General features: G+C 63.0%; 29 protein-coding genes and 1 tRNA gene. 9 read left to right on the forward strand and 21 right to left on the reverse strand.

Annotated features, from left to right (window positions below; translation table 11 throughout):
- Nucleotide 1 precedes the first annotated feature (1 nt).
- The 4 genes from K0P03_RS12545 to K0P03_RS12560 all read right to left on the reverse strand — a co-directional run bounded on the left by K0P03_RS12545 (nt 2) and on the right by K0P03_RS12560 (nt 2,990).
- Nucleotides 2-256, reverse strand: a complete 255-nt coding sequence (locus K0P03_RS12545; RefSeq protein WP_272789761.1) for a helix-turn-helix transcriptional regulator — start codon at nt 254-256, stop codon at nt 2-4.
- Nucleotides 257-388: 132 nt separating this feature from the next.
- Entirely contained in the window at nt 389-1,441 is a 1,053-nt protein-coding gene (locus tag K0P03_RS12550) for a hypothetical protein (protein WP_272789762.1), read from the reverse strand.
- Between the two features lie 103 nt (nt 1,442-1,544).
- The gene (locus tag K0P03_RS12555) at nt 1,545-2,738 is read right to left on the reverse strand and encodes a tyrosine-type recombinase/integrase (RefSeq protein WP_272789763.1); all 1,194 of its coding nucleotides are present in this window, start codon (nt 2,736-2,738) and stop codon (nt 1,545-1,547) included.
- A 176-nt stretch (nt 2,739-2,914) separates the two neighbouring features.
- A tRNA-Ile gene (locus tag K0P03_RS12560) sits at nt 2,915-2,990 on the reverse strand.
- A gap of 154 nt (nt 2,991-3,144) precedes the next feature.
- Between K0P03_RS12560 and K0P03_RS12565 the strand changes: the two genes are divergently transcribed.
- Nucleotides 3,145-3,900 (forward strand): SIMPL domain-containing protein, encoded by a 756-nt coding sequence (locus K0P03_RS12565; RefSeq protein WP_272789764.1) that lies wholly within the window; start codon nt 3,145-3,147, stop codon nt 3,898-3,900.
- Between the two features lie 321 nt (nt 3,901-4,221).
- Here K0P03_RS12565 and K0P03_RS12570 read toward each other — a convergent pair whose 3' ends face one another.
- The 7 genes from K0P03_RS12570 to K0P03_RS12600 all read right to left on the reverse strand — a co-directional run bounded on the left by K0P03_RS12570 (nt 4,222) and on the right by K0P03_RS12600 (nt 7,498).
- Nucleotides 4,222-4,605: a hypothetical protein gene (locus tag K0P03_RS12570; RefSeq protein WP_272789765.1), complete on the reverse strand. Its 384-nt coding sequence runs from the start codon at nt 4,603-4,605 to the stop codon at nt 4,222-4,224.
- A 111-nt stretch (nt 4,606-4,716) separates the two neighbouring features.
- Nucleotides 4,717-5,067: a nuclear transport factor 2 family protein gene (locus K0P03_RS12575; RefSeq protein WP_272789766.1), complete on the reverse strand. Its 351-nt coding sequence runs from the start codon at nt 5,065-5,067 to the stop codon at nt 4,717-4,719.
- A gap of 156 nt (nt 5,068-5,223) precedes the next feature.
- Nucleotides 5,224-5,646, reverse strand: coding sequence for a secondary thiamine-phosphate synthase enzyme YjbQ (locus K0P03_RS12580; RefSeq protein WP_023515862.1), 423 nt, complete (start codon nt 5,644-5,646; stop codon nt 5,224-5,226).
- A 4-nt stretch (nt 5,647-5,650) separates the two neighbouring features.
- Nucleotides 5,651-5,779, reverse strand: coding sequence for a hypothetical protein (locus tag K0P03_RS12585; RefSeq protein ID WP_256364426.1), 129 nt, complete (start codon nt 5,777-5,779; stop codon nt 5,651-5,653).
- Between the two features lie 50 nt (nt 5,780-5,829).
- A complete protein-coding gene (locus tag K0P03_RS12590) occupies nt 5,830-6,183 on the reverse strand; it encodes a DUF1428 domain-containing protein (protein ID WP_130521086.1) in 354 nt (117 codons plus the stop codon).
- A 107-nt stretch (nt 6,184-6,290) separates the two neighbouring features.
- Nucleotides 6,291-6,800, reverse strand: a complete 510-nt coding sequence (locus tag K0P03_RS12595) for a GrpB family protein (protein WP_272789767.1) — start codon at nt 6,798-6,800, stop codon at nt 6,291-6,293.
- A 125-nt stretch (nt 6,801-6,925) separates the two neighbouring features.
- Nucleotides 6,926-7,498, reverse strand: coding sequence for a transglycosylase SLT domain-containing protein (locus K0P03_RS12600; protein WP_050746273.1), 573 nt, complete (start codon nt 7,496-7,498; stop codon nt 6,926-6,928).
- Nucleotides 7,499-7,798: 300 nt separating this feature from the next.
- On the opposite strand from K0P03_RS12600, the gene K0P03_RS12605 reads away from it, so the two are divergent.
- On the forward strand, nt 7,799-8,905 hold the full coding sequence (locus tag K0P03_RS12605; RefSeq protein WP_272789768.1) for a branched-chain amino acid ABC transporter substrate-binding protein: 1,107 nt from the start codon (nt 7,799-7,801) through the stop codon (nt 8,903-8,905).
- 70 nt (nt 8,906-8,975) lie between these two features.
- On the opposite strand, the gene K0P03_RS12610 is transcribed toward K0P03_RS12605, so the two are convergent.
- Nucleotides 8,976-9,857, reverse strand: coding sequence for a branched-chain amino acid aminotransferase (locus K0P03_RS12610; protein ID WP_037408515.1), 882 nt, complete (start codon nt 9,855-9,857; stop codon nt 8,976-8,978).
- Nucleotides 9,858-10,027: 170 nt separating this feature from the next.
- Here K0P03_RS12610 and K0P03_RS12615 point away from each other — a divergent pair, with 170 nt between their 5' ends.
- The 4 genes from K0P03_RS12615 to tam all read left to right on the forward strand — a co-directional run bounded on the left by K0P03_RS12615 (nt 10,028) and on the right by tam (nt 13,124).
- Nucleotides 10,028-10,543 (forward strand): GNAT family N-acetyltransferase, encoded by a 516-nt coding sequence (locus tag K0P03_RS12615; protein ID WP_272789769.1) that lies wholly within the window; start codon nt 10,028-10,030, stop codon nt 10,541-10,543.
- 16 nt (nt 10,544-10,559) lie between these two features.
- Nucleotides 10,560-11,600 carry a zinc-dependent alcohol dehydrogenase family protein gene (locus K0P03_RS12620; RefSeq protein ID WP_272789770.1) on the forward strand — a complete coding sequence of 347 codons (1,041 nt, stop codon included), beginning with the start codon at nt 10,560-10,562 and terminating at the stop codon, nt 11,598-11,600.
- 88 nt (nt 11,601-11,688) lie between these two features.
- Nucleotides 11,689-12,339 carry a haloacid dehalogenase type II gene (locus tag K0P03_RS12625; protein ID WP_272789771.1) on the forward strand — a complete coding sequence of 217 codons (651 nt, stop codon included), beginning with the start codon at nt 11,689-11,691 and terminating at the stop codon, nt 12,337-12,339.
- An 11-nt stretch (nt 12,340-12,350) separates the two neighbouring features.
- Entirely contained in the window at nt 12,351-13,124 is a 774-nt protein-coding gene (gene tam, locus K0P03_RS12630; RefSeq protein WP_272789772.1) for a trans-aconitate 2-methyltransferase, read from the forward strand.
- On the opposite strand, the gene K0P03_RS12635 is transcribed toward tam, so the two are convergent.
- On the reverse strand, nt 13,125-14,771 hold the full coding sequence (locus tag K0P03_RS12635; RefSeq protein ID WP_023513113.1) for an alpha/beta hydrolase: 1,647 nt from the start codon (nt 14,769-14,771) through the stop codon (nt 13,125-13,127).
- Nucleotides 14,772-15,166: 395 nt separating this feature from the next.
- On the opposite strand from K0P03_RS12635, the gene K0P03_RS12640 reads away from it, so the two are divergent.
- Nucleotides 15,167-16,024 (forward strand): calcium-binding protein, encoded by an 858-nt coding sequence (locus K0P03_RS12640; RefSeq protein ID WP_024271102.1) that lies wholly within the window; start codon nt 15,167-15,169, stop codon nt 16,022-16,024.
- A 156-nt stretch (nt 16,025-16,180) separates the two neighbouring features.
- Here K0P03_RS12640 and rpoD read toward each other — a convergent pair whose 3' ends face one another.
- The 6 genes from rpoD to K0P03_RS12670 form a co-directional block, all read right to left on the reverse strand.
- The gene (rpoD, locus tag K0P03_RS12645) at nt 16,181-18,235 is read right to left on the reverse strand and encodes an RNA polymerase sigma factor RpoD (protein WP_050746269.1); all 2,055 of its coding nucleotides are present in this window, start codon (nt 18,233-18,235) and stop codon (nt 16,181-16,183) included.
- Between the two features lie 421 nt (nt 18,236-18,656).
- Nucleotides 18,657-19,004, reverse strand: a complete 348-nt coding sequence (locus tag K0P03_RS12650) for a GFA family protein (protein ID WP_024271101.1) — start codon at nt 19,002-19,004, stop codon at nt 18,657-18,659.
- 70 nt (nt 19,005-19,074) lie between these two features.
- Nucleotides 19,075-20,112: an L-threonine 3-dehydrogenase gene (tdh, locus tag K0P03_RS12655; protein ID WP_272789773.1), complete on the reverse strand. Its 1,038-nt coding sequence runs from the start codon at nt 20,110-20,112 to the stop codon at nt 19,075-19,077.
- Nucleotides 20,113-20,145: 33 nt separating this feature from the next.
- Complete coding sequence (locus K0P03_RS12660; protein ID WP_272789774.1) at nt 20,146-21,333, reverse strand: glycine C-acetyltransferase; 1,188 nt, start codon at nt 21,331-21,333, stop codon at nt 20,146-20,148.
- A gap of 46 nt (nt 21,334-21,379) precedes the next feature.
- Nucleotides 21,380-21,835, reverse strand: coding sequence for a GFA family protein (locus tag K0P03_RS12665; protein ID WP_023516539.1), 456 nt, complete (start codon nt 21,833-21,835; stop codon nt 21,380-21,382).
- Nucleotides 21,836-21,964: 129 nt separating this feature from the next.
- Nucleotides 21,965-22,693: a class I SAM-dependent methyltransferase gene (locus tag K0P03_RS12670; RefSeq protein ID WP_272789775.1), complete on the reverse strand. Its 729-nt coding sequence runs from the start codon at nt 22,691-22,693 to the stop codon at nt 21,965-21,967.
- A gap of 137 nt (nt 22,694-22,830) precedes the next feature.
- Here K0P03_RS12670 and K0P03_RS12675 point away from each other — a divergent pair, with 137 nt between their 5' ends.
- On the forward strand, nt 22,831-23,601 hold the full coding sequence (locus K0P03_RS12675) for an SDR family oxidoreductase (protein WP_272789776.1): 771 nt from the start codon (nt 22,831-22,833) through the stop codon (nt 23,599-23,601).
- Nucleotides 23,602-23,625: 24 nt separating this feature from the next.
- On the opposite strand, the gene K0P03_RS12680 is transcribed toward K0P03_RS12675, so the two are convergent.
- Both K0P03_RS12680 and recQ read right to left on the reverse strand, forming a co-directional pair.
- Complete coding sequence (locus K0P03_RS12680) at nt 23,626-24,096, reverse strand: VOC family protein (protein WP_023514173.1); 471 nt, start codon at nt 24,094-24,096, stop codon at nt 23,626-23,628.
- A gap of 75 nt (nt 24,097-24,171) precedes the next feature.
- A complete protein-coding gene (gene recQ, locus K0P03_RS12685; RefSeq protein ID WP_443020547.1) occupies nt 24,172-26,040 on the reverse strand; it encodes a DNA helicase RecQ in 1,869 nt (622 codons plus the stop codon).
- Between the two features lie 142 nt (nt 26,041-26,182).
- Between recQ and K0P03_RS12690 the strand changes: the two genes are divergently transcribed.
- On the forward strand, nt 26,183-26,566 hold the full coding sequence (locus K0P03_RS12690) for a VOC family protein (protein WP_050744218.1): 384 nt from the start codon (nt 26,183-26,185) through the stop codon (nt 26,564-26,566).
- Nucleotides 26,567-26,571 lie beyond the last annotated feature (5 nt).

Consider the following 26,571-nt stretch of genomic DNA (forward strand, 5'->3'; position numbering starts at 1 on the left):
TTCAGACGTCCTCCTGCTCGATTTTCGCCAAGAGCAGCCGAATGTCTTCAGCCAACCAAACCGTCACTCTTGGAGAGATTTTCCGAGACTTAGGATACCGGCCATCGCGTACACCTGCCCACCAGCTGGATTTACTAATTGGCAATGGCCCACCGGGGGCGATGATTGATTTCAGGCGAACCAGACCAGTATTGGGAAATTGCGCGGCGGCCTTGGCAGTCACACTCGAGCGAGCTCTATCTACAGTCTTCAACATGCTGGAAACTCCTGCGTTAGCGTTGATGTGTTGAGCTACTGCTGCAAACACAACGCCAAGGTAGCGAGCATTTTCGCCGTCCGCCAGAAGTGGGCCATCCAAAAACACCCCCACTGAAAATGGACAGAAATATTATCTAGAAGATTGAAAATACTTACGAAAAATCCGCTTGAACAACGCATCCTCTTGCGATGTCAACTTGGGAGCATGGAAGGGAACCGGATCCGCAATATCTAGGAACCTGCTCGCACGCCTTAGGAGTCTAGCGTCATCCATTTTCGGAAAAATGAGCTCTCCTGCATATCGCGCCATACCAAGCCATTGAGGGATCAGGCGACCATGGTCGCTATGAGAGAATTCGGCGTTCAGAAGAACATCAAGTAAATACCTCGATCTGGTGATACGGAGACAACTCGCAGCATAAATAAGTGCCATAGTGCCATTGTCCTCCTTCCAGATTTTGTGAAGCGACGAACGCGCAACATAGGTGTATGGTGCCATTTCTATTTTCGACGGTGAATTTTTCTCGCTCCTCGAGACAATATTTTCTCTATTTTCAGCCTCAACTTTTCTAATCTCCTTAAAAATTTTGCTAGAAAGATTTACACTAGGCCGGTGATACACTCCTTCATCCTGAAACAGTTGCGCACCATGATGGAGATACAACATTGAACGTGCAGCCGTTCGAATTGTACGCATGTTATGATCGAGGATAGCATCAATCGTTTCATTGGAATTTAAATCCATAAACGCCTGATATCCGCCAGCGCTATCGAATATATCTTTTAGAAAATCACCACCGATAAACAAATAACGGGCAGCAATATCGCGCTCTATTACCCAGTCCTCTTCATAAAGACCCGCCTTTTTCTCAGCCTGATCCATGTAAAGAAGCATCGCATGCAGCATCCAATTGTGCCGGATTTCCTTTTTCTTTGGAAAAAGCAGCCACGCGGAAAATGCTGCCGCCATCACATCCTTCTGTCCCGGATAACCCGCATCGTTATTCGCGAGTTTTTGCAACACCTCGCGAGCAGGGAACTTACCAGTAAGCAGCTGAAAAAATGTGATACGTTCCGTCTGCGGAAGAAATACGGCTTGGGCGTACTTACTCCTCAACGCTTCGATAGCCGTTACGACCGCTTTCATTTCTTCAGAATTGAAGAAGTCAGCTACTTCATCCATTGCAGTACAGCCTCTCTTGTAAAAGACATGACGCGAATTTTTTCCAAACACTGGAAAATCATTATGGACGGCACATTTCCCGCGTTGAACCGTCCTTAGAAAATCAAGACTGTTTCCTGTACAGCATCTCCAAATGATCGGACCACCACAGCAGCATCTTCCGTCGGTCCGGCAGCCACTCAGCCGAATTGTAGGCCGCACGCACACCATCCCGCTCGGCATGGGCCAGTTGGCGCTCGATCCAGTCGCGATTAAAGCCGTTCTCGTTCAAGATGGTACTGGCCGTGCCGCGGAAACCATGAACCGTTGCCCGCGAATGGTAGCCCATCCTGTAGAGTGCATAGATCAAGGTATTTTGCGAGATGACGCCTTCCTTGGTCTTGGCAGGCAGAATGTAAGGGCTGTTTCCCGACAACCGCTTCAATTCCTCAAGGATCGACTCGACCTGCGATGTTAACGGCACCAGATGCTCGGACCGAGCCTTCATTCGTTCTGCCGGAATACGCCATAAGGCGCGCTCGCTACCCAGCGCCTCAAACTCAGACCATGCCCCAAAGCGGATTTCCGACGTTCGCAGGAAGGTGTGGAGCACGAGTTTTAGCGCCAGCACGGTTCTACGATCACCTTCGTATGCGTCGAGCGCAGCCAAATATTCGGGAAGCTCGGCTTCTTTGAGCGCGGTGCGATGCTTTTTGGGGCCGGCGGACCTCAATGCGCCACGGATATCCTGCGATGGGTCGCGTTTCGCAAGGCCGCTGGCGACGGCGTACCGAAAGACCTGCCCGCACACTTGCAGCAGGCGGCGCGCGAGGACAATCGCGTTGCGCCGTTCGATTTGCCGAATCGCATCCAACAGCTCGGGCGGCTCGATTTCGTTGATCGGGCGGCGGCCGATGAGCTTGAAGATGTCGGCTTCCAGCCTCCGCAGGATTCTGTCGGCATAGCCCGGCGTCCAACCGGATTTCTGCGCGTCGAACCACTCACGCGCGACGGTTTCGAACGTATTGCCGGCCTCAAGCCGCTTCTTCCGCTTTTCCTGCTTCTTGTGCTCGCCCGGATCGATGCCGCGCGCCAGCAGCTCCTTAGCTCGATCACGGTGATCGCGCGCGTCCTTCAGGCTTACGGCAGGATAAATGCCAAGGGAAAGCGTCTTCTGCTTTGCATTGAAGCGATAGGCGAGCCGCCAAAGCTTGCTACCGCGTGGCTCGACCAGCAGGAAAAGCCCTCCTCCGTCACTGATTTTCTGTGGCTTTTCGGATGGCTTGACGTTTCGGCAGAAAACATCGGTCAAAGGCATTGTTGGTATTTTGCCCCCAGCAGTGAATAAGCACCAACGAAGCTACCAACAATCAGGCCGGATGTCACCGCTCAACCGCGAACTGCATTGGACAAACGCGAGGCGCGAACACGTTGAAAAGCCGCGATTATCTTGTATCCCCTCGCCCAAGCTGGACTTTGCTGGACGAAGGGGAATGGTGGGCCCGGAGGGACTCGAACCCCCAACCAAGCGGTTATGAGCCGCCGGCTCTAACCATTGAGCTACAGGCCCGGCCCGGCGCGGGGCCGGGGGCGTCGGTCAATGGCGGCCGACGTGTAGAGATCGTCTAGACGAATTCGGCGGGCCTCACAAGCGCCGCCGTATTCTCTACACAATCACGGGCGAAGAACGGCGCAAGGGACGCAACCATCAGGAGATTTTCTTTATGTTCTACGGAACTCTGGGCCGCCGCACGGGCGCCAGCATCGTCGCGCTTTCGCTGGCTCTCGCCGCTGCCCTTCCCCTGGCCGCGCAGGCGCAGGACAGTGCAAAGCCGCGCGAGGCGACCATCGTCGTGACCGGCGAAGGCAGCGCGGAAATGGCGCCCGACATGGCCCTGATCGACCTCGGCGTCGTCAAGGACGCCAAGACCGCCCGCGAGGCGCTCGACGCCAACAACAAGGCCATGGCCGACGTCCTGGCCGCCCTGAAGGAAGCCGGTATTGCCGAGCGCGATCTGCAGACCTCCGGCTTCATGATCAACCCGCAGTACCAGTACCCACAGAGCTCGACCGGCGAGAACCCGCCGCCGGTGCTGATCGGCTTCCAGGTCACCAACACGGTAACGCTGCGCGTGCGCGACCTTTCCAAGCTCGGCGAGATCCTCGACAAGGCCGTGACGCTCGGCGCCAACCAGGGCAACGGCATCCGCTTCGTCAACGACAAGCCGGACACCGCCGTCAGCGCGGCACGCAAGAAGGCCGTCGAGAACGCCATGGCCAAGGCCAAGGAACTGACGGATGCCGCCGGCGTCGGCATCGGCCGCGTGCTTGAAATCTCCGAAACCACCTATCGCGCAGAACCCATGCCGATGATGCGCGCCATGGCCAAGGACTATGCCGAAGGCGGCGCCGTGCCGCTCGCCACCGGCGAGAACAGCTACTCCGTCACCGTCAACGTGACCTTCGCACTCGGCAACTGAGCCGAACGACGGGAATGAAAGAAAGGGCTGGCGTCGTGCCGGCCCTTTTTGCGTTGCGCAACAGCGCGAATGGCAAGGCCGCCTCTCCCTGCGCCACCGGGCATGGAAAACCGGCGCCGCGCCCGGCACTTGGGGAAAATCCTTCAGTTCGATGCGTTTCCCGGCGCAGGATGTGTCGCAGCACTATGTGCGGCATGCGTCATGCATCGCCGCAAAACACGAAAACCCTCCCGGCAGGACCGGGAGGGTGGCCGTTCGCCGGCCGGGGGTGACGTGACGAACGGCGTTCCGGAGAACGGGCCGGCGTGCCGGCCCCCGTCATCAGCGCCAGAGGATCGGGCAATGGCGGTCGTTGGCAAAGACGATGCGGCTGTAGCCATCGCGGCGGAAACCGTCGACGACGACCTTGCGCGGCGTCACGTCCGCGATGCGGGCGCGGCGCAGGCCATGGTCACGGGCCTTGGCGACGGCAAAGCCGAGGTCGCAGCGGCCGCGGCGGCCCCATTCGCCCTGACGGCGGTCATGACGGCGATCCCAGCGGTCGCGGCGCCAGTCCTGGTCGTGCACCTCGTAGAAGCCGTTGCGGTATCCCGCCGGCTCGATCGACAGCTCGATATTGGCAGCGGACGCCGCCGGCATGGCGGCCGTCAGCGCACCGAGGCCGAGAACGACGGCAAGAAGGGATTTTTTCAGAAAGCTGATCATCGAGGGATCTCCTGTTCACACCGGCCGGGTCGTTTCGTCCGGCGATTGAGGAGACCTTAGAGGGGCGAGGCTGAATGCAGGCCGAAGCCGTCGTTCAGCCTCCGTTCAACTTCATGAACCGGTGAAGAAGGCGATGCGGGTGATGGTCCCCTCCTCGAGTTCGAGCAGCAGGATCTTCTCCTTCGAATAGGCATCGCCCGCCGCAGACTTGCCGCGCGCCGTCAGGCGGATCGCGACATTGCTGCCGAGCGCGTCGCTCATCACCAGCGCGTCGCCGTACCTTTCGTCAAAGGCCACGAAATGCCGGGCGAGACGATCGCGCAGCGCGTCGCGGCCGTTGTCCATGCCCTCGCCGATGCCGGAAATCGCGACATCCTCGTGAACCTTGCCGGCAAGCGCGGCAAAGTCGCGGGCGTTCAGGGCCTCGATGACGGCGTGGTTGATGCTTTCGGTATTGACCATGAACTTCTCCTTCGGAGCCGGCGATGCGCAAGCCCATTGGCCCCGTTGGTGTCGGGTGGGGACCAGGGCCCAAGAACGCGGTCCATGGACGGGACTGACCATGCCACGCTTCAGAGGGACCGGCACAGGAACGTTCCATCCTGCGGGCCGGTTCCGTCAAGGCCCGAGATGCAGCACGATTTCCCGCCGGTGTGGCCGGTCGCGATGTTCGAAGAGATAGAGGCCCTGCCAGGTGCCGAGCACAAGCCGGCCGCCAGAAACCGGTATGCCGATCGAAACGGATGTCAGCGCTGCCTTGATATGGGCCGGCATGTCGTCGGGCCCCTCCAGCGTATGCACGATCCAGCGCATGGCCGGATCGTCCGAGGGCGGCACGAGGCGGCGAAAGAACTGGTCAAGATCGCGCCGGACATCCGGATCGGCATTTTCCTGAATGAGCAGCGAACAGGAGGTGTGGCGGACGAAGACCGTCAGCAACCCCTCCTCCACGCCGGCGCCCCGCACGAAGGCCGTCGCCTCGTCGGTGAATTCGTAGAGCCCCTGTCCGCGGGTCGGAACCGTCACGCTCTTTTGCGGCATGGCGTCAGCCGCCGATGGCCCAGAACAGGGTACCGACGACCACGATGAAGGCAAGGATGACCCCCATGAAGCGCGCCAGCCCCATGTTCGTGTCGGTCGTGGATCCGACGATCGCATAGTAGAGGTTCGTCATGGCGCTTCCTTTCTTCCGGTTCCGACCGGTTTAGCGCAGTCCCCTCCGCCTCACAACTCGACGACCGCCTCGAAGCCGCCATAGATCATGCGCTTGCCGTCGAAGACGTCCTTCCAGTCGCCGCCCTTCAGGCGCTCGTCCGCCATCACCTTGGCAAGGATCTCGTCACGTGACGCCCGCGACGTGTAGGTGACCCAGGAGAAGATCACCACCTCGTCGTCCTTCGCCAGCACGGCGCGGGGAAACGAGGTGAGCTCGCCATAGGGCACATCATCGCCGATGCATTCGACATAGTCGATTGCGCCGTGTTCCTTCCAGACATCGCCCGCCGTGCGCGCCATGTCCTTGTACCGTTCCAGATTGGCCTTCGGCACGGCCAGCAGGAATCCATCGACATAGGTCATGATCGTCTCCTCCTTTGGTTTGGACATGACAAGGACGTGTGTCGCGCAACCGATCCGACAAGGGGGAGAAAATTTTATGCTACCGGCTCAGGGGCTGAAACCGGAGCCTATCGGCCTGACAGAGGCGAGCTGCCGATCGCCGCCTCGATGAAACTCCGCTTTGCTGCGGTGTAGGCATCCCCATCCAGGGGAAACTGTACGGAAAGCCGCTGCTTCAATGCACTATAGGCGGCGCGAAGCGCACCGTCCTGACGAAGCCGATCCCGAAAGACCAGGCGCCTTCGATGCGTTTCGTTTTCCGGCGGGCACAGATAGACGCGGCAGGCAGGCTCCCCTTTTGACAGGAAGGCCCACATGTCGTCGTCATAGCGGTTTCCCCGGATACCGTACCCCGCATCCGCCATGCACCGGCAGGCGGCCTCGATGCGTTCCCGGCTGCAGAGCGTCACATCGACATCGATGACCGGCTTTGCCGCAAGACCCGGCACCGCAGTGCTTCCGACATGATCCACTGCATGAACGGCATCGCCAAGCAGCACCCGAAGAGATTGTGAAACCTCCACGAACCGATCCGGCCATGCCGCATCATAACCGACAACGATCACGGGCGTGGGCAAAGACGGTCTCCTGTTCCAGCGAGAATTTGCGCGCGGAGACACCAGTGTACACGGCCGAGGGGCGGGCCGTCATCCAGACCGATCGCACGGATCGTCCGGTCGACGGCTACGCCCTCGGCCGTCCCTTACCACGCACCGCAATTCTTCAGCTGGCGCGAATAGCTGGCCGCCATGTTGGCTGCGCGCTTCGCGCCGGCCTTGGAGGTACCGCTCCAGTTGCCGCGCGAATAGCCGGCATGGCCGTGATAGTAGGCGATGTAGAGGCGGTAGGTATCGGTAAGGGCGATGCCGTTCTTGCGGTTGCTCTCGGCGTGATACCAGGCGATGAAACGGATCGCGTCGGAGAAGTCCGTACGGTTGGCGGTCCAGCGGCCGGTCACGCGCTTGTACTGCGCCCAGGTGCCATCCAGCGCCTGCGAAAAGCCGAGCGCGGTCGACTGGCGTTTCCATGGAATGAAACCCAGGAGCTTCGTGCGCGGCGGGCGCGCATTGTGCCGGAAGCCGGACTCCGTGTAGATCGTCGCCATGAGCACGGGAACGGGCACGCCATATTCGCGCTCGGCGCGGTAGGCGGCTCGCCGCCAGTTGTCGAACAGGCCGTCACGTTGCTCGAAGATGGCACAGGCGTTCTGCGTCTGCCTTGGAACAGACGCACATCCGGCGAGCAACAAGAGGACGACGATCAAGACGCAACGCATCGCAGATCCTCAAAATTTCCGGATATTTATAAATCGTAAATCTTAACAATCCGTTTTGATTCAAATGCCCAATACCGCCTTCCATTCACGCAAGTGATCCGCCCATCAAATATGCAAATGCATTATTTTGTTGCGCTTTTTCCCCTTCCGGCCTAATCAATCTGCAGCACGCCGGCCCTTCGCGAACGATTGTTCCGGACCGTGAAAGAACCCGCTCCGCATCGGAATCCGGCCTGCGCCGTCCGGGCGCGTGAGCATCTGCGACCGGGCCGCTCCATGGCCCCAGTTGAGGAGAATCCCATGAAGAAGCAGATTTTTGCCGGCGCCCTGCTCGCCGCATCCGTCGCCTTTGCCCCGCTCGCCCATGCGGACATCGTCATCGGCCTCGTCGCCCCGCTGACCGGCCCGGTCGCCGCCTATGGCGACCAGGTGAAGAACGGCGCGCAGGCGGCTGTCGACCAGATCAACAAGAACGGCGGCATTCTGGGCGAACAGGTCGTGCTGAAGCTGGCCGACGATGCGGGCGAGCCCAAGCAGGGCGTTTCGGCCGCCAACCAGATCGTCGGTGAAGGCATCCGCTTCGTCGTCGGCCCGGTGACCTCGGGCGTCGCCATCCCGGCCTCCGACGTCTTTGCCGAAAACGGCGTGCTGATGGTCACCCCGACGGCGACGGCGCCGGACCTGACGGCCCGCAGCCTCACCAACGTGCTGCGCACCTGCGGCCGCGACGACCAGCAGGCGGAAGTTGCCGCCGCCTATGTGCTGGCGAACCTGAAGGACAAGAAGGTCGCCGTGGTTCACGACAAGGGCGCCTATGGCAAAGGCCTGGCCGATTCCTTCAAGGCCGCGCTGAACAAGGGCGGCGTCACCGAGGCTCTTTACGATTCTGTCACCCCGGGCGACAAGGATTTCAGCGCACTGATCACCCGCCTCAAGGCCGACGGCGTCGAAGTCATCTATTTCGGCGGCTACCATCCGGAAGGCGGCCTGCTTGCCCGCCAGCTGAAGGACCTGTCGGTCAACGCCACGATCATCGGCGGTGAAGGCCTCTCGAACAGCGAATACTGGGCAATCGGCAACGAAGCAGCCGCCGGCACGCTCTTCACCAACGCCTCCGACGCGCTGAAGAGCCCCGACTCGCAGGCTGCCGTCGCCGTGCTGAAGGAAAAGGGCATCCCGCCGGAAGCCTTCACGCTCAACGCCTACGCCGCCGTCGAAGTTCTGAAGGCCGGCATCGAGAAGGCCGGCAGCGCAGAAGACACCGCCGCCGTTGCAACCGCCCTGAAGTCCGGCGAAGCCATCCCGACCGCCATCGGCAAGCTGACCTATGGCGAGAACGGCGACCTCACCTCGCAGAGCTTCTCGCTCTTCAAGTGGGAAGACGGCAAGATCGTCGCCGCCGAATAAGGCGAAGCATATCCGAAACGGAAAACGCCGGGGTCCTGCCCCGGCGTTTCTGTTTGGCCATCTATCGCAGTCACGCGTCGCCGTTGGAATGCGCCCAGTCGAAATAGAGGTCGCGCGCCTTGGCGGTGATCGGGCCGCGCTGGAGATCGCGGTCGTCGAGCCGCGTCACCGGAACCACCTTGGAGTAGTTGCCCGAGGTGAAGATCTCGTCGGCGGCCGCAAAATCGGCGACCGTCAGCGTCGTTTCGACCACCTCGAAACCGGCTTCGTTCAGGAGGCCGATGACGCGGGTGCGCGTGATGCCGGCAAGGAAGGTACGGTTGGCAGCGGGCGTGAAGACGACGCCGTCCTTCACCATGAAGATGTTGGACGAGGCGGTTTCGGCAACGTTGCCCAGCATGTCGCGCACCAGCGCGTTGTCGAAGCCGCGCTTGCGGGCCTCCACCAGCATGCGGGCATTGTTCGGATAGAGGCAGCCTGCCTTGGCATCCGTCGGCATGCATTCCACCGTAGGACGGCGGAAAGGCGAGACGGTCAGCGAGGACGCCGCGTTGGGGTCGCCCATCGGCGCCTCAAAGAGGCAAAGCGCAAAACGGGTCGATTCCGCATCCGGCGCAACCACGCTGAACGAGCCATGCTCGGCCCAGTACATGGGCTTGATGTAGATCGCCGTCTTGCCGTCGAACTTCTTGACGCCTTCCCAGGACAGCGCCTCGATCTCCTCGGCCGTCACCACCGCCTTGAGGCCGAGGGCCTCGGCGGAACGGTTGACGCGCTGGCAATGCAGGTCGAGGTCCGGCGCGATACCGTCGAACCAGCGCGCGCCGTCGAAGACGGTCGAGCCGAGCCACATGGCGTGCGAGGTGGGGCCTATGAGCGGCGGATTGCCTGAAACCCATTCGCCATCCACGAAGGTCCAGGTCGTCGAGCGTGGTGCGGTATCGACTGGCATTTTATAAAACTCCTTTTCGCCCATCAACGCCCGGTGGGCCGGGTCGGTCAAGTCACAAATGCCTTCCGACAGCCAGCCCCGCTTGTCCATTCAAGATGTTGAATGGGTGCATCAGGCCTTATCATGGGTGACATTCTGGCGGGGCGCCGCGGGCCATGCGATAGAAAGGCATGACCGCAGAAGACATTGTCCCGCCGCCGATCCGCCGCCTCACCGCCGAGGATGCCGAGGCCTTTCGCGCGCTCCGGCGCGAGGCCTTGCTGCAGGCCCCCGCCGCCTTCGCCAGCACCGCGGAGGATCTGGAGAAGCTGTCCGATGAGGCGATCCGCAAGCTTCTCGCCGATCTTGCCCTCTTTGCCGCCTTTCGCGGCAAAGAGCCTGTCGGGATGATGGGCCTGATGCGGTTCAATACGAGCAAGATGGCCCATCGCGCCAATCTCGTCATGGTCTACCTGCGCACCGCCGAACGCGGCCGAGGCGTTGCTGGCACCCTCCTCGCTGCCGTCACGGCCCATGCCCGGGACAGTTGCCTCAGACAGATCGAGCTTGCCGTCACCGCCGAGAATGCGCCTGCCCTCGCCTTCTATCGCCGCGAAGGCTTTGCGGAAATCGGGTACATGCCCGCGGGCTTCCTGCATGAAGGCCGCGAGATCGATGAAATCCTCATGATGCGCCGGGTCGTCTGACCGGAAGGGAGCCAATATGCGCGCGATGTATTACGAAGCCTTCGAGGCGACACCTGAAATCCGCACCCTGCCGGACCCGACGCCGACGCCCGGCGGCGTGGTGATCAAGGTGGAGGCGACGGGGCTCTGCCGCTCCGACTGGCACGGCTGGATGGGCCACGACCCGGATATAAGCCTGCCGCATGTGCCGGGCCACGAGCTCGCCGGCAAGGTGGTGGCCGTCGGCAGGAATGCGCGCCGGTTCCGCGAGGGCGAGCGGGTGACCGTGCCCTTCGTCTCGGGCTGCGGCCACTGCGGCGAATGCCGCTCGGGCAACCAACAGGTTTGCGAAGAACAGTTCCAGCCCGGCTTCACCCATTGGGGCTCCTTCGCCGAACTCGTCGCCATCGATTTTGCCGACCACAATCTCGTGCACCTGCCCGATGCCATCGACTACGCGACGGCCGCCAGCCTCGGCTGCCGCTTCGCCACCTCCTTCCGTGCCGTCGTCGACCAGGCGCGGGTGACGGGCGGCGAATGGGTGGCCGTGCACGGCTGCGGCGGGGTGGGCCTCTCCGCGATCATGATCGCCGCCGCGCTCGGCGCCAATCCCATCGCCATCGACATATCCGTGGAGAAACTGGACTTTGCCCGGAAGATGGGTGCCGTCGCCACCATCAACGCCCGCGAGGTCGCCGATGTCGCGGAGGCCGTGCGCGAGATCACCGGCGGCGGGGCGCATGCCTCGATCGATGCGCTCGGCTCTCCCACGACTTGCTTCAACTCGATACAGAACCTGCGTCGACGCGGGCGGCATGTGCAGGTCGGCCTGATGCTCGCCGACCATGCGACGCCGAAGATTCCCATGGCGCAGGTCATTGGCCACGAGCTGGAAATCTACGGCAGCCACGGCATGCAGGCCTGGCGCTACGACGCCATGCTGGCGATGATCGAAAGCGGCAAGCTCGCCCCGCAACGGTTGATCGGCCGCCATATCAGCCTTGATGAGGCCGTGCCGGCGCTGATGGCGATGGACAAGGCGACGGACCTCGGCATCAGTGTCATCACACGGTTCTGAGACAGCGGCTCCGCGCGTCTGACCGATTGACATTCCCACGTCGATGGCGACCAATCGCCATCGACAATGCCAGAAGGAATCGCCGCCCATGTCCCATGCCGCCTATGTCTTTGACGCCTACGGCACGCTGTTCGACGTGCACGCGGCTGTGCGCCGCCATGCGGGGGATGTCGGGCCGAACTACCAGATCTTTTCCGAGATCTGGCGCGCCAAGCAGCTCGAATATTCCTGGACGCGCGCGCTGATGGGCGCCTATGCGGATTTCTGGCAACTCACCGAGCAGGCGCTCGACTATACGTTCAAGCGCATCGGCGGCGTCGATCCGGCACTGCGCCAGAAGCTGCTCGACGCCTACTGGAAACTCGACTGCTATCCGGAAGTGCCAGCCGTCTTGAAAGCGCTGAAGCAGCGCGGCGCGCATATCGCCATCCTCTCCAACGGCTCGCCCGCCATGCTGGCCTCGGCGGTGAAGAATGCCGCGCTCGACACCGTCATCGACGACATCTTCTCGGTCGACGCACTGCAGACCTACAAGACCGCCCCCGCAGTCTATGATCTCGTGACAACGAACTACCGGCTCTATCCCAACGCCGTCTCCTTCCAGTCCTCCAACCGCTGGGACATTGCCGGCGCAACGAAATTCGGCTTCCGCACCGTCTGGATCAACCGCAGCGACATGCCGGACGAGTATTTCGACCTCGGCCCCGCTCTCATCCTGCCCACGCTCGAAAGCCTCTGAACGGAGCCCGCATGGCCTGGTCCGCCGCGCAATACCTGAAATTCGAGGACGAACGCACCCGCCCTGCCCGCGACCTGCTCGCGCAGGTGCCGGCCGACCTTGTCGCCGGCACGGTCTACGACCTCGGCTGCGGGCCGGGAAACTCGACGGAGCTGCTGGTGGAGCGTTTTCCCGGCCGGGGCGTGCGCGGCGTTGACAATGCCGGCGACATGCTGAAGGCCGCACGCCAGCGCCTGCCGGGCGTCGATTTCGTCGAATGCGATCTTGCCAGATGGCGCCCGCACGAGCCGGCTGCCCTGCTCTTCGCCAATGCCGTCTTTCAGTGGCTGCCCGATCCGGTGGCGCTGATGGCCCGACTGATGGACGGCCTGCGTCCCGGCGGCGTGCTGGCGGTGCAGATGCCGGACAACCGCAACGAGCCCTCCCATCTCCTGATGGAAGAAAGCGCTCTTGCCGGCCTCTGGCAAGGCGCCTTCGCCGAGGGTACGCCGCGCCGCGGCCCGATGCCAGCTCCAGCGGCCTGTTTCGACGCACTCGGCCCGAAGGCGGCCCGCGTCGATGTCTGGCACACCGTCTACAACCATCCCATGGCGAATGCGGCCGCCATCGTCGACTGGGTGAAGGCGACGGGCCTGCGTCCCTATCTCGACCGCCTGCCGGCCGGTGGACGCGACGGCTTCCTTGCGGATTACGGGCGCCGCATCGCGAGTGCTTATCCGCCGATGGCCGACGGTCGCCGGCTGCTGCGCTTCCCTCGGCTCTTCATCATTGCCGTCAAAAGCTGATCACCGCCCCGCGCGAAACTTTTCCTTCAGTCTTGCGATATCCGCCGCGCTCCAGTCCGTCACATCGGTCACCGCAATCCATGGATCGATGTAGTGCTCGCCGGCATAGACATGGCCAAGCCCCATCGGCGTCGTGGTCGCCATGGCCATGTCGAGCGTCAGCTGCAGGAAAGTGACGACGGGATACCATTCGAAATCCGGCGAGACATCCGGCCCGCGCGGCACAACCATCCAGGCCGGCTGGCGGTAGAAGGCATAGGGATCGTAGAAGGTGATCGGGTCGCTGGCATATTGCAGGTAGACGATGCGCATCGGCCCCCAATGGTCGCCCGCCTCGGGCAGCGCATTCTTCTGGCTGGTGAAGCGCACATAGGAGCCGTCGCGGAAGCGCGGCAGCCAGGCGGGCGTTCCGGGATTGCGGTCCGCCGTCATCTTGCGCCAGATGCGGCTCGGAAACGGCGGACCGGCCCAGAGCGCACCCTGATAGGGATCGCCGATCACCTCGAAGAGTTCAGCGGACTGCTCCGACGACAAGGCGCCGAGGCTGAGACCATAGAGATAGAGTTTTGGCCGCTTGTCCTTCGGCAGGCTCGTCCAGTGACCGTAGATCGCGCGGAAGAGCGCCCGGGCGGCCTCTGCACCGTAGTCCGGCTCGGCAAGCAGAGAGAGCCAGCTGGCGAGGTAGGAATACTGGATGGCAACGCTGGCGATGTCGCCATGATGCAGGTACTCGACGGTATCGATGCCCTCCGGATCGATCCAGCCGGTGCCCGTCGGCATGGTGATGACGAGCGTCGAGCGTTCGAAGCCGCCGACTCGGATCAGTTCGTCGAGCGCGACCTTCGCCCGCGCCTCGGGCGTCTCGGCAGCGTTGAGGCCGGCATAGACGCGCAGGGGCTCCATTGCCGGCTTGCCCGTAAAGGCGGCGATATCCCCTGCCGTCGGTCCGCTCGCCACGAAGGAGCGCCCCATGCGGCCAAGCGCGTCCCAGCGCACCAGCGAGGCGGCGCTGCCGGATTTTCTGGCATCCGTGGGCTCGGCCGTATCCGGTTCGATCACCTGGTCGAGCCGGCGGAAGGAGGAATCGGCCGTGTGCAGCACGAACCGCGCCAGGACACCGTCCGCCAGCGTCCAGAACAGCGTCGCGGCCAGCGCCGTGCCGATGACATAGGAAAGCCTTCGCGGCGCCGCCCGGCGCGAGGTCCGGGCGAACAGCCGGGCAAGGAAGGCAAAGAGCCGCCCAAGGCCGAAAAGCACGAGGAAGACGGCAAGCCCGATAAGGCCGACATAGAAGGGATGCGCGGTGTCGATCGGCGGCAGGCGCATCAACGTTCGGATGGAGTTCTGCCACTCCGCCGTGCGCCAGAGAAAGACCAGCACCACGATGCCGCAAATGCCACCCGCCCCCGCAGCGAGCCAGAGACGCGCCCGGTCCTTCGGTTCCGGCAGTTCGAGCCAGAACCACAGCGCTGCAAGAGCCACACCAAGCCCATAGCCGCAGGCCATGGCGACACCCGAAAGCACACCCTGCGTGACATAGGTGCGCGGCAGAAGGCTCGGCGTCAGCGAGGCGGCAAAACACAGCGTGCCCAGGATCAGCCCCGTCGCGGAAAAGGACAGGACAAAGCGCCAGAACCAATCCCGCATGACAACCCTTCCGCCGTTCCATTCCCTTGCCCGGCGAGCCTTGCACGGCAGGAGGAAGGAGGCAAGCCATCGTATCCCCTTCCCCGAACAGAGGGCCGCAGGACACGGTTACGCGTCCTCCCGCAGACGCCTCATGACAGAAACGCGCCGCTGGGGGCAGCTCACCCGCTGGGTAAATTCCTGGTTAGGCACGCTCCAAACCTGTCCGGTTCCGGGATTTTTGTCCTGTTTCCTGTCAAGTTTTGTACACTTATAAAGTGTGCATGGAGAATCAAGAAAGCAAAAAATAAATGAATTTCCCGCAATGGTTGAATTTAAAATTCAAAAGCACATCCTTTTATTCACGGGCCAACGCCTTGGCCCGGTGAACGCAATGATTGCGAGGAGTAAATCATATGAGCGACACCTATTTTCTTACGGCCGGTGACGACACCTTCGTCTTCGAAAACCGGCAAGGAAGTGTCTTTGCACAGGGTGGCAACGACAGTGTTCTCGGCAACGACGGCGCCAACAGGATCGGCCTCGGAACCGGAAACGACGTCGCCCAGGCAGGAGGGGGAAACGACGTCATATGGGGCAACGCCGGCAATGACGAGATCGACGGCGGGGCTGGCAACGATACACTCTTCCATGGTGCTGGCGACGACATCGTGCGTGGCGGAAGCGGCAACGACATCGTCTATGGCGGCCCCGGCATTTCACCGAACTCGGGACGCGACGATATCGACGGCGGGGCCGGTAACGACACGATCTATGCCGGAGACATGAACGACACGCTGCGTGGCGGCGAAGGCGACGATTTGATCGGCGGCGGGGACGGCGATGACGTCATCTACATGGATGGCAACGACACCGTCTATGGCGGGAACGGAGAGGATACGGCCTATCTCGACGGGAATGCCGGCGACTATCTTCTGACGCTGAATGGCAGTGGCTTGTTCGAAATTTCAGGCAATGGCGACAAACAGGCGGTCTTCGGCGTCGAAAAGATCGTCACGGCCAATGGCGTGATCAATCTCGATCTGGACCTCAGCAATCTTGTGGGAGCCGGACTGGGCGATGTGCTCAACGAGGTCGGCCTGAACGGTCTCCTCGACACGCTTCTTGGCGAGAACATCGGCGACGGAGGCCTCCACCTCGACGACCTCGTCGATGGTGTCGTCGATCTTGCCGATCTCGGTCTCACGCAGTCGTTGCTGGACGACCTGCTTGGCCCGGGCGGAGTGCTGGACGATCTGCTCGGCATCCTTTGATACCGGGAGCCCCAACACAGTACTGCCGAACACACAAAAGCCCCCGTGACCAACCGGCCGCGGGGGCTTTGCTTTGAACAGTCTCCAAGGCTGCCGGAAAGACCCGGCAGCGCAGGGCTTCCCCAGCCGTCGAGGAACGAGCGGAGCTTGCGCGTTTTAGCTATCCAGGAAGCTTCTCAGCTTCCTGGAGCGGCTCGGGTGCTTCAGCTTGCGCAGCGCCTTCGCCTCGATCTGGCGGATACGTTCGCGCGTCACCGAGAACTGCTGGCCGACTTCTTCCAGCGTGTGGTCGGTGTTCATGCCGATGCCGAAGCGCATGCGCAGCACGCGTTCCTCGCGCGGCGTAAGCGAGGCGAGAACGCGGGTCGTCGTCTCACGCAGGTTCGCCTGGATGGCGGCGTCGATCGGCAGCAGCGCGTTCTTGTCCTCGATGAAGTCGCCGAGATGCGAATCCTCTTCGTCACCGACGGGCGTTTCGAGCGAGATCGGCTCCTTGGCGATCTTCAGGACCTTGCGGACCTTTTCGAGCGGCATGGCGAGCTTTTCGGCCAGTTCTTCCGGGGTCGGCTCGCGGCCGATCTCGTGCAGCATCTGGCGCGAGGTGCGCACGATCTTGTTGATCGTCTCGATCATGTGCACGGGAATACGGATCGTGCGGGCCTGGTCGGCGATCGAACGGGTGATCGCCTGCCGGATCCACCACGTCGCGTAGGTCGAGAACTTGTAGCCGCGGCGATACTCGAACTTGTCGACCGCCTTCATCAGGCCGATATTGCCTTCCTGGATGAGGTCGAGGAACTGCAGGCCGCGGTTCGTGTACTTCTTGGCGATCGAGATCACGAGACGGAGGTTGGCTTCCACCATCTCCTTCTTGGCGATGCGCGCCTCGCGCTCGCCCTTCTGCACCATGTGCACGATGCGGCGGAACTCCGAGATGGAGATGCCGGTCTCGGTGGCGAGATTCTGGATCTCCTGGCGGATGTCGCGGATCGTCGTGTTTTCGCTTTTGGCGAATTCCTTCCAGCCGCGGGCGGCCAGATTGGCGATCGACTTCATCCAGTTCGGATCGAGTTCCGCACCGGAATACTGTTCGAGGAACGAATCGCGCTTGACGCCGTAGCTTTCGGCCAGACGCAACAGGCGGCCCTCGTTCTGCACGAGGCGCTTGTTGATGTCATAGAGCTGCTCGACGAGGCTGTCGACGCGGTTCTGGTTCAGCGACAGCGACTTGACGGCCGTGATCAGCTCGTCCTTGAGTTCCTTGTAGCGGCGCTCCTGGGCGGGCGAGAGCGTGCCGGTCGCCTGCAGGCGGGCTTCCACCTGCTGGTCCTGCAGCTTGCGCAGCTTCTTGTAGGTCTCGGCGATCGTGTCGAGCGTTTCCATGACCTGCGGGCGCAGTTCCGCTTCCATGGCGGCGAGCGAAAGGTTCGACTCGTCGTCGTCCTCTTCCTCTTCCTCCGGCGGCATGGCGTCGCCGCCGACATTGGTGATGTCGTCGTCGTTGGCGGCGCGCGGCTTGCGGGTCCGTTCCTTTTCCTCGGCCGCCTTGCGATCGGCCTCGATCTTTTCCGGCGACTGGAACTGCGGAGCCGCCTTCGCCTCGGGACCGGAATAGGTCGTTTCGAGGTCGATGATCTCGCGCAGCAGCGTCTGGCCTTCGTTGAGTTCATCCCGCCAGATGATGATGGCCTGGAACGTCAGCGGGCTCTCACAGAGGCCGGCGATCATCGTCTCGCGGCCGGCTTCGATGCGCTTGGCGATGGCGATTTCGCCCTCGCGCGACAAAAGCTCGACGGAGCCCATCTCGCGCAGGTACATGCGCACCGGGTCGTCCGTGCGGTCGGTCGGCTCTTTCTTCTTGGCGGTGGCAAGCGCGGTGCCGCTGGAGGTGGCAAGTTCGCCGCCCTCGCTGTCGCCGTCGTCGTCGCCGCCCTCTTCCTCGCCGCCCTGGGTCGCCTCTTCGGCGTCCTCGTCCTCGATGACGTTGATGCCCATGTCGGACAGCATGGCCATCGTGTCCTCGATCTGCTCCGAGGTGACTTCCTCGGACGGCAGGACAGAATTCAGCTCGTCCATGGTGACATAGCCGCGCTTCTTGGCGGCCTTGATCATCTTCTTGACGGCATCATCGGAAAGATCGAGAAGTGGGCCGTCGGATGCGCCTTCGCGTTCGTTTTCGACTTCCTCGTTCTCTTTGACCTTTGTCGCCATTTATTTCGTCGCTTTCCTGAGCATCAGTTTCCAAGCGGTTAGGGGTTTCGCGACCGATCGCCTTTCGGCATCGTCACCGCGAATCAGCATCCCTGACCTAACGGATTGACAATTAAATCCCGATTAACCACAGCCCGGCCCCCGGTCCTGTGGCGATGTTGCCGAAGCAACACGATTGACATGACTTCCCGATCCGCCGTACCCATTCCTTCACAGCCAACAATGGTGATTCCCAGAATTTTCGGTTACGTCAAGCTTTTCCGGCAAAAAAGCTGGAAAAGGTTCCGATTCGGGTTCGCGGACAGGAAAGTCGGCGGATCCGGGCGATAGAGCCAACATGTAGGAGCCTTTCCTAAAAAGACAAGGCCCCCGTTCCCCCGACAACCCGCGCCTCGGCCGAACCGATTCGCAGCCGACACGATCAGAACGAACGACCATCGACCTTGGTGATGGTCAGGGCCTCCAGATCGATGGCCGGAATGCAGCGCAGGTTGACCGCCGCCATCCTGTTCCCTTTCGGATCGCTTCCCTCACCATAGGGCGCAATGCCGCATTTGGCGCAGAAATGGTGTTCGATGACGTGGCGGTTGAACATGTAGGTCGAAACGTTCTCCTCCTTACTCGTCAGCACGAATTTCTCGCGTGGCACGAAGGCGAGCAGTGCGCCGCGGCGCCGGCACATGGAGCAGTTGCAGTCGAGCCCCGTGTCGAACTCGCCCTCCACCTCGAAGGCGACCGCGCCGCAATGACAGCTTCCCTCATACTTCATTTTAGACCTCCTCTCACGTTCTCGCGCCTGTCGTTGTCACAAACCGCTGGACAGGTTTGCGCGGCAGGCGTCAATGCCAGTCCATGACGACCTTGCCGGAATTGCCCGAGCGCATCGCCTCGAAGCCATCCCGAAAATCGTTGATCCCGATGCGATGGGTAATGATCGGCGAAAGATCGAGCCCGCCCTGCACGAAGGCGATCATCTTGTACCAGGTCTCGAACATCTCACGGCCGTAGATGCCCTTCAGCGTCAGCATCTTGAAGATCACCTTGTTCCAGTCGATGCCGAAACCATCGGGCGCGATGCCGAGAATGGCGATCTTGCCGCCATTGTTCATCGCATCGATCATCGAGCGGAAGGCCGGCGGGGCGCCGGACATTTCAAGGCCGACGTCAAACCCCTCGGTCATGCCGATCTCGGCCATCACCTCGGCAAGGTCCTGGCTGGAGGCATCGACGACATAGTCGATACCGACCTTGCGTGCGAGATCGAGGCGGACGGGGTTGATGTCGGTGATGACGACCTTGCGGGCACCGGAACGTTTCGCAACCATCGCGCCCATGATGCCGATCGGCCCCGCGCCGGTGACGAGCACGTCCTCGCCGACGAGGTCGAAGGACAGCGCCGTATGCACGGCATTGCCGAACGGATCGAAAATCGCCGCGACCTCATCGGGCACATCGTCGGGGATCGGCACGACATTGTATTCGGGGATCGAGACGAATTCGCCGAAGGAACCCGGCCGGTTGACGCCGACGCCTTTCGTGTAGTGGCAGAGATGGCCGCGGCCGGCCCGGCAGTTGCGGCACTTGCCGCAGACGATATGCCCCTCGCCCGAGACCCGCTCGCCGACATGGTACTTGGTGACGGCCGAGCCGACCTCGGCGATCTCGCCGACGAATTCGTGGCCGACGACCATCGGTACGGGGATGGTCTTCTGCGCCCAGTGGTCCCAGTTCCAGATATGCACGTCCGTGCCGCAGATCACCGACTTCTTCACCCGGATCAGCACGTCGTTGGGGCCGACCTCGGGGACCGGCACGCTCTCCATCCAGAGGCCGACTTCAGGTTTTGCTTTAACCAGCGCGCGCATCATGTTCGACATGACGAAATCTCCGCAAGGGATTCAGACGATTCTCTAAATGACGCCGAGCTCACGCCCGACCTCTGCGAAGACGTCGATGGCCTTGCGGACATCCGCCTCGCCGTGCGCCGCCGACATCTGGGTGCGGATGCGCGCCTGGCCGCGCGGCACGACCGGGAAGGAAAAGCCGATCACATAGACGCCCCGCGCCAGCATGCGCGAGGCCATCTCCTGCGCCAGTGCCGCATCCCCCAGCATGACCGGGATGATCGGATGCCCCTCGCCCGCAAGCGTGAAACCGAGCCTCGTCATCTCCGTGCGGAACAGATCCGCATTGGCATAGAGCCGCCGGCGCAGCGCATCGCCATTGTCGATCAGGTCGAACACCTTCAGCGAGGCCGCCGCGATGACAGGGGCCAGCGTGTTGGAGAAGAGATAGGGCCGCGAGCGCTGGCGCAGCCACTCCACCACTTCCCTCCGGCCCGACGTATAGCCGCCGGACGCCCCGCCCAGCGCCTTGCCCAGCGTGCCGGTGATGATGTCGATGCGCCCTTCCACGCCGCAATGTTCGGCCGAGCCGCGGCCGTGCCTGCCGACGAAACCCACCGCATGGCTGTCGTCCACCATGACCATGGCGCCGTATCTTTCCGCAAGGTCGCAGACGCCGCCGAGATTGGCGATGATGCCGTCCATGGAAAAGACGCCGTCGGTGGCGATCATCTTGAAGCGGCTGCCTTCCGCCTTCTTCAGTTCCTCCTCCAGCGCCGCCATGTCGTTGTTGGCATAGCGGAAGCGCTTCGCCTTGGAGAGGCGCACGCCGTCGATGATCGAGGCATGGTTCAAGGCATCGGAGATGATGGCGTCCTCTTCGCCGAGCAAGGTCTCGAAGAGACCGCCATTGGCATCGAAGCAGGAGGAATAGAGGATGGTGTCCTCCAGCCCGAGGAAGGACGAGATGCGGGCCTCGAGTTCCTTGTGCTCCTCCTGCGTGCCGCAGATGAAGCGCACCGAGGCCATGCCGTAGCCGTAGCGGTCGAGCGCCTTCTTGCCGGCCTCGGCCAGTTCCGCGTTGTCGGCAAGGCCGAGATAGTTGTTGGCGCAGAAGTTCAGCACGCGCTCGCCCGAGGCAACGGCGATCTCGCCGGCCTGCTTGGAGGTGATCACCCGCTCGGCCTTGTAAAGGCCCGCGGTTTTGAGAGCGCCGAGCTCGAACTGCAGATGGGCGATGAAGGCGGAGGTCATGGATAGGCACCCACGGAAATGACGGAAACGCTTTAACGGCGACGGCTCAGGCCGCGCTTGCCGCATAGGCGCCGATCAGTTTTTCGTAATCCTCCATCGGCGGATATTTTTCATAGCTGTGCTCGGCGGGCGTCTGCGCCCAGGCAAGCTTTTCGCTCGTATAGGTCTCGATGAACGGGCTGTACCAGCCGGTCTCGTCCAGCAGGGTCGGACGCACATTGACGAAGAAGTCGAAGCCGGCGGGCCGGGTGAACATCCAGGTCATGCAATCCGGGCAGAAATGATGGCCGGCCTCGGCATTCGCCCCCGCGACGACAGGCGCGCCCGCAATGACGGCAAACCCCTCCGTCGGGATCGCCGCACTCAGCGAATAGGCGCTGCCCGACATGCGCTGGCAGCCGGTGCAATGGCAGGCCATGGTCAGCATCGGCGGCGCGCTGATGCGGATTTTCACGCGCCCGCAGCGGCAGGCGCCGTCGAGCGGCAGGTTCAGTCTTTTCATGGGCACGGCTCCCGTTCCGGTAAACGCCGGCTTGTCGTTTTGATCGTAGTGCCGGCGAATTGCTCCACTGCGATAGTTCTAGCGCAGCGGGAGGCGACGTAAAGGGCTCCGGTCGTTCTTTTCGCTGTTTCAGCGCCGGTCGCAGGCGATCAGCAGGAACATCGGCCGGTTGAGTTCCACCTGCCATTCCGGATGCGCCGCAAGCTGCGCTTCGCTTGGCCGCCACTCCTCGACATGGCGAATGGCAAAACCGGTCGCGATCAACGCGTTGAGGGTCGTACCGAGCGTGCGGTGGTGCTTGACGACACCCTTGGCCAGCCAGTCCGTCGTGCGCGGGCCTTCGACGAGATAACCATCGACCGGCCACACCGTCCGGCCGTCGATCTGCGTCCAATCCGGCCGGGACGGCGCCATGTAGAGCGGGTGTTCGATGGTGAAGACGAAAGACGAACCCGGCAGCAGCGCGGCGTGGAGCGTGCGCAGCATCCGGTCGAAATCCGCGATATAGTGGAAGGCAAGCGAACTGTAGGCGAAATCGAAAGCGCCGGCGGGCAGCTCCAGCCGGTCGAGGTCGGCGATCTCGTAGCGGACGGCCGGAGATACGGTTTGCGCCCGGGCGCGGGCGATCATGTTCTGCGAGAGGTCGAGGCCGAGCACGCTTTCCGCACCCGCTTCTGCCGCATGGCGCGCGAACCAGCCGAAACCACAGCCGAGATCGACGATGCGCCGGCCCGCAAGACCCGGCAACAGGACGCGGACCGAATCCCATTCCGCTGCGCCCGCAAGGCCGTGCACCGAGCGGGGGAGACCGGAATACCCCTCGAAGAAGGCGGGCTGGTCGTAGATGTTCTGGGCCATGGCTGAAATCCTTTCGCACCGGAGATAGCGCCTTTTTTGCAAAAGGACAAAGTCGTGCATTCCCGCGACCCGGACGGCAGCGGGGTTGACAGGACAGCGCCTGCCCTGTCCGGTGACGGCGCGAAAGGAATTGCGCCATGACGATACTGGAAAGATTCTCCCAGCAGGGCCGCGTGGCGCTGGTCACCGGCGGCGGCCGCGGGCTGGGCTTCGAGATCGCCAGGGCGCTGGCCGAGGCCGGCGCCCATGTGATCGTGACGGGCCGCACGGCCGCGACGCTCGACGCGGCCGTCGAAAGGATCACCGCTGCCGGCGGAAGCGCCACAGCGGACGCCTTCGACATCGCCGACCGGGCCGCCCAGCGCGCCACGCTCGCCGGGATCGAAGAGAGCCATGGCCGCCTCGACGTGCTCGTCAACAATGTCGGCGCGCGTGATCGCCGGCCGCTCGCCGAGATGGACGATGCGGCGATCGACGAGCTGATCCGCACCGACCTGTCCGCCGCCGCGAGCCTCTCGCGCGATGCCGCCGCGCTGATGAAGCGCAACGGCCACGGACGGCTGATCGCCATCACCTCGATCGGCGGCCACGTGGCCATGCCGAACGACGGCATCTACCCTGCGGCCAAACACGGCCTCACCGGCCTCATGCGCAGCATGGCCGTCGAATACGCCCCGCACGGCATCACCAGCAATGCCATCGCGCCCGGCTGGTTCGCGACGGAAACCAACGCGGCGCTCGCCGCCGACGAGGGCTTGATGCCCTTCGTTCGCCAGCGCATCCCCGCGCAGCGCTGGGCCCGCGCCGACGAAATCGCCGGCGCCGCCCTGTTCCTCGCCAGCGACGCGGCCTCCTTCGTCAACGGCCATGTGCTGGTGGTCGACGGCGGCATGACCGTCCGGATGTGACGGCGAGCCTCCGCCGCACCCAGCCTACCCCGCCGCCGCGGCCTCCAGCGGCGCGATGTCGAGCTTGACCATCTGGAGCATCGCCTCGGTGACACGCTTGACCTTCGCCTGGTCCGGGTCGCTCATCAATTCGCCGAGCCGCGTCGGCGCGATCTGCCAGGAGAGGCCCCAGCGATCCCGCAACCAGCCGCACTGTTCGACCGAACCACCCTCGCGCAGCGCATCCCACAGCCGGTCGAGATCGCCCTGCGTCTCGCATTCGACCATGATGGAAAAGCTGTGGTTGAACGGATCGAGCGGGCCGGCCTCGATCGCCATGTAGCGCTGGTCGCCGAGCGTGAAGCTCGCGATCTTCACGCTGCCCGGCGGGCCGCTCGGCGTTTCGGCCGGAAGCGACGACACCCAATGGACCGAGGAACCGGGAACAAGCGACGTGTAGAAGCCGATGGCGGCCTCCATGTCCGCCGCGAACCAGAGATGCTGCGTAACCTTCATCGGACAGTCCTCCTTGTTTGAACACGCTCAAGGACGAAGGAGACCGGAACGTTCCGACATCGACTTCAAAAAAAGTCAGCCGCTGAAGTCGTCGATCACGGCGAGGAAGGCGTCGCCGAAGCGGTCGCGCTTGGAAACGCCGATGCCGGGGATGTCGAGCAGCTCCTCCCGGTCACGCGGTCGTTCCTTGGCAAGCGCGATCAGCGTCGTGTCCGGGAAGACGACATAGGGCGGCACGTCGAGGTCCTTGGCGATGGACAACCGCTCGGCGCGCAGCAGCTCGAAGAGCTCGCGATCGGAGCCGGCAAGGTTGGAGCGCTCGCGGGCGGCGGGCGAGCCGCCGGCCTTGCCCTTGCGTCCTCCCGCCTGCGGACGATCCTTGCGTAACAGCACCTGCCGCTCGTGGCGGAAGACCGCACGCGCCTCGGGCTCCAGCTTCAGCGCGCCGAAGGCGGCATGATCGACACTGATGAGGCCTGCGGCCAGAAGCTGCCGGAAGATCGACTGCCAGACACGCCCGGCAATGTCCTTGCCCGCACCGAAGACCGGCATCTCCGTATGCCCGAAGCGCTCGGTCTTCTCGTTGACAGAGCCCAGCAGGACGTCGATGACATGGGCGGCGCCGAAGCGTTCGCCGGTGCGGTAGACCGCAGCGAGCGCCTTGATCGCCGCTTCCGTGCCGTCCCAGGTCTCGACCGGGTTGCGGCAGGTATCGCAATTGCCGCAATGGCCGGAATATGCCTCGCCGAAATGCGCCAGGATGGCCTTGCGCCGGCAACTGGCCGTCTCGCAGATGGCAAGCAGCGCCATCAGCTTGGCGCGCTCGATGCGTTTGATCTCGTCGGCCGCCCCGCCCTCGTCGATCATCTTGCGGCGCTGCACGACGTCGGCCATGCCGTAGGCCATCCAGACCTCGGAGGGCAGGCCGTCGCGGCCCGCGCGACCCGTCTCCTGATAATAGGCCTCCACCGAGCCCGGCAGGTCGAGATGGGCGACATAGCGCACATCCGGCTTGTCGATGCCCATGCCGAAGGCGACCGTCGCGACCAGGCAGAGGTTTTCTTCCTTCAGGAAGGCATCCTGGTTGGCGTCGCGCACCGCGCGCTCGAAGCCGGCATGGTAGGGCAGCGCGCGAACGCCTTGCGCGTTCAGCCAGTCGGCCGTGTCCTCCACCTTGGCGCGCGACAGGCAGTAGACGATGCCGCTCTCGCCCTGATGGCGCGACAGGAAGCGCAGCAATTGCTGGCGCGCCTGGTCGCGTTCGGCAATTTCGTAGGAAATGTTCGGCCGGTCGAAGCTGGTGGTGAAGACCGCCGCATCCTGAAGGCCGAGGCGCTCGATGATATCACCACGGGTGTGCGGGTCCGCTGTCGCCGTCAGCGCAATGCGCGGCACGCCGGGATACCGCTCGCCGAGAACGCCGAGCGCCCGGTATTCCGGCCGGAAATCATGGCCCCATTGCGAGACGCAATGCGCCTCGTCGATGGCGAAGAGCGCGATGCGCGCATCGGCGACGAGCTCGGCAAAGCCTTCCGTGACGATCCGCTCGGGCGTCACGTAGAGAAGATCGAGCGCGCCCGCGCGCATGGCATCGCGCACGGCGAAGAATTCGTCGCGCGTCAGCGAAGAATTGAGCGCGGCGGCCCGGACGCCAAGCTGCTTCAGCGCCTCCACCTGGTCGCGCATCAGCGCGATCAGCGGCGAGATGACGATGCCGACGCCCTCGCGGCAGAGCGCCGGGATCTGGAAGCAGAGCGACTTGCCAGCGCCGGTCGGGAACAGGACGACGGCATCGCCGCCGCCCACCACATGCTCGACGACGGCCTGCTGCTTGCCGCGAAAGGCATCGTAGCCGTAGACGCGCTTGAGCACGTCCAGCGGATCGTCCGGCGGCGCATCGAACAGGGCGGCAAGGGAGGCGGAGGGGCGGGCGTCAATCATCATGTGCACTTTCGTTCCCCTCCATTCTGACCAAGCCGGCACGGTTGGGCAACCGCCCGCGGCCAACGTCCACCGCTCAATAATGTTCTTGATTTGTTCTCATTTCAAGATAAGGTTGCAAACAAATCGACACGGGAGACGCAGAATGGATGCCTACACAACCCTCGGCACGCCGAATGCCGCAGCAACCACGCCATTTTACGACGCCGTCCTCGCGACGATCGGCTGGGCCGTCCGGGCGGACTATCCGGGATTGCGCGGCTACACAAAAGGTGGCGGCCCTGATGGCTTCACGCTCTGGCTGTGCACGCCCTTCGACGGCGCGGCGGCAAGTGTCGGCAACGGCACCATGGTTGGCTTTCCCGCCGCCTCCCACGAGGAGGTCGAGGCGTTCCATGCGGCCGCCCTCGCCCATGGCGGAACAGACGAAGGCGCCCCCGGCCCGCGCCCGCACTACGGCCCGCACTGGTACTCCGCCTATGTGCGCGACCCCGTCGGCAACAAGCTCTCCATCGTCTTCGACGAATAGGAAGG

The organism is Shinella sp. HY16 (assembly GCF_028534175.1).
Lineage (GTDB): Bacteria > Pseudomonadota > Alphaproteobacteria > Rhizobiales > Rhizobiaceae > Shinella.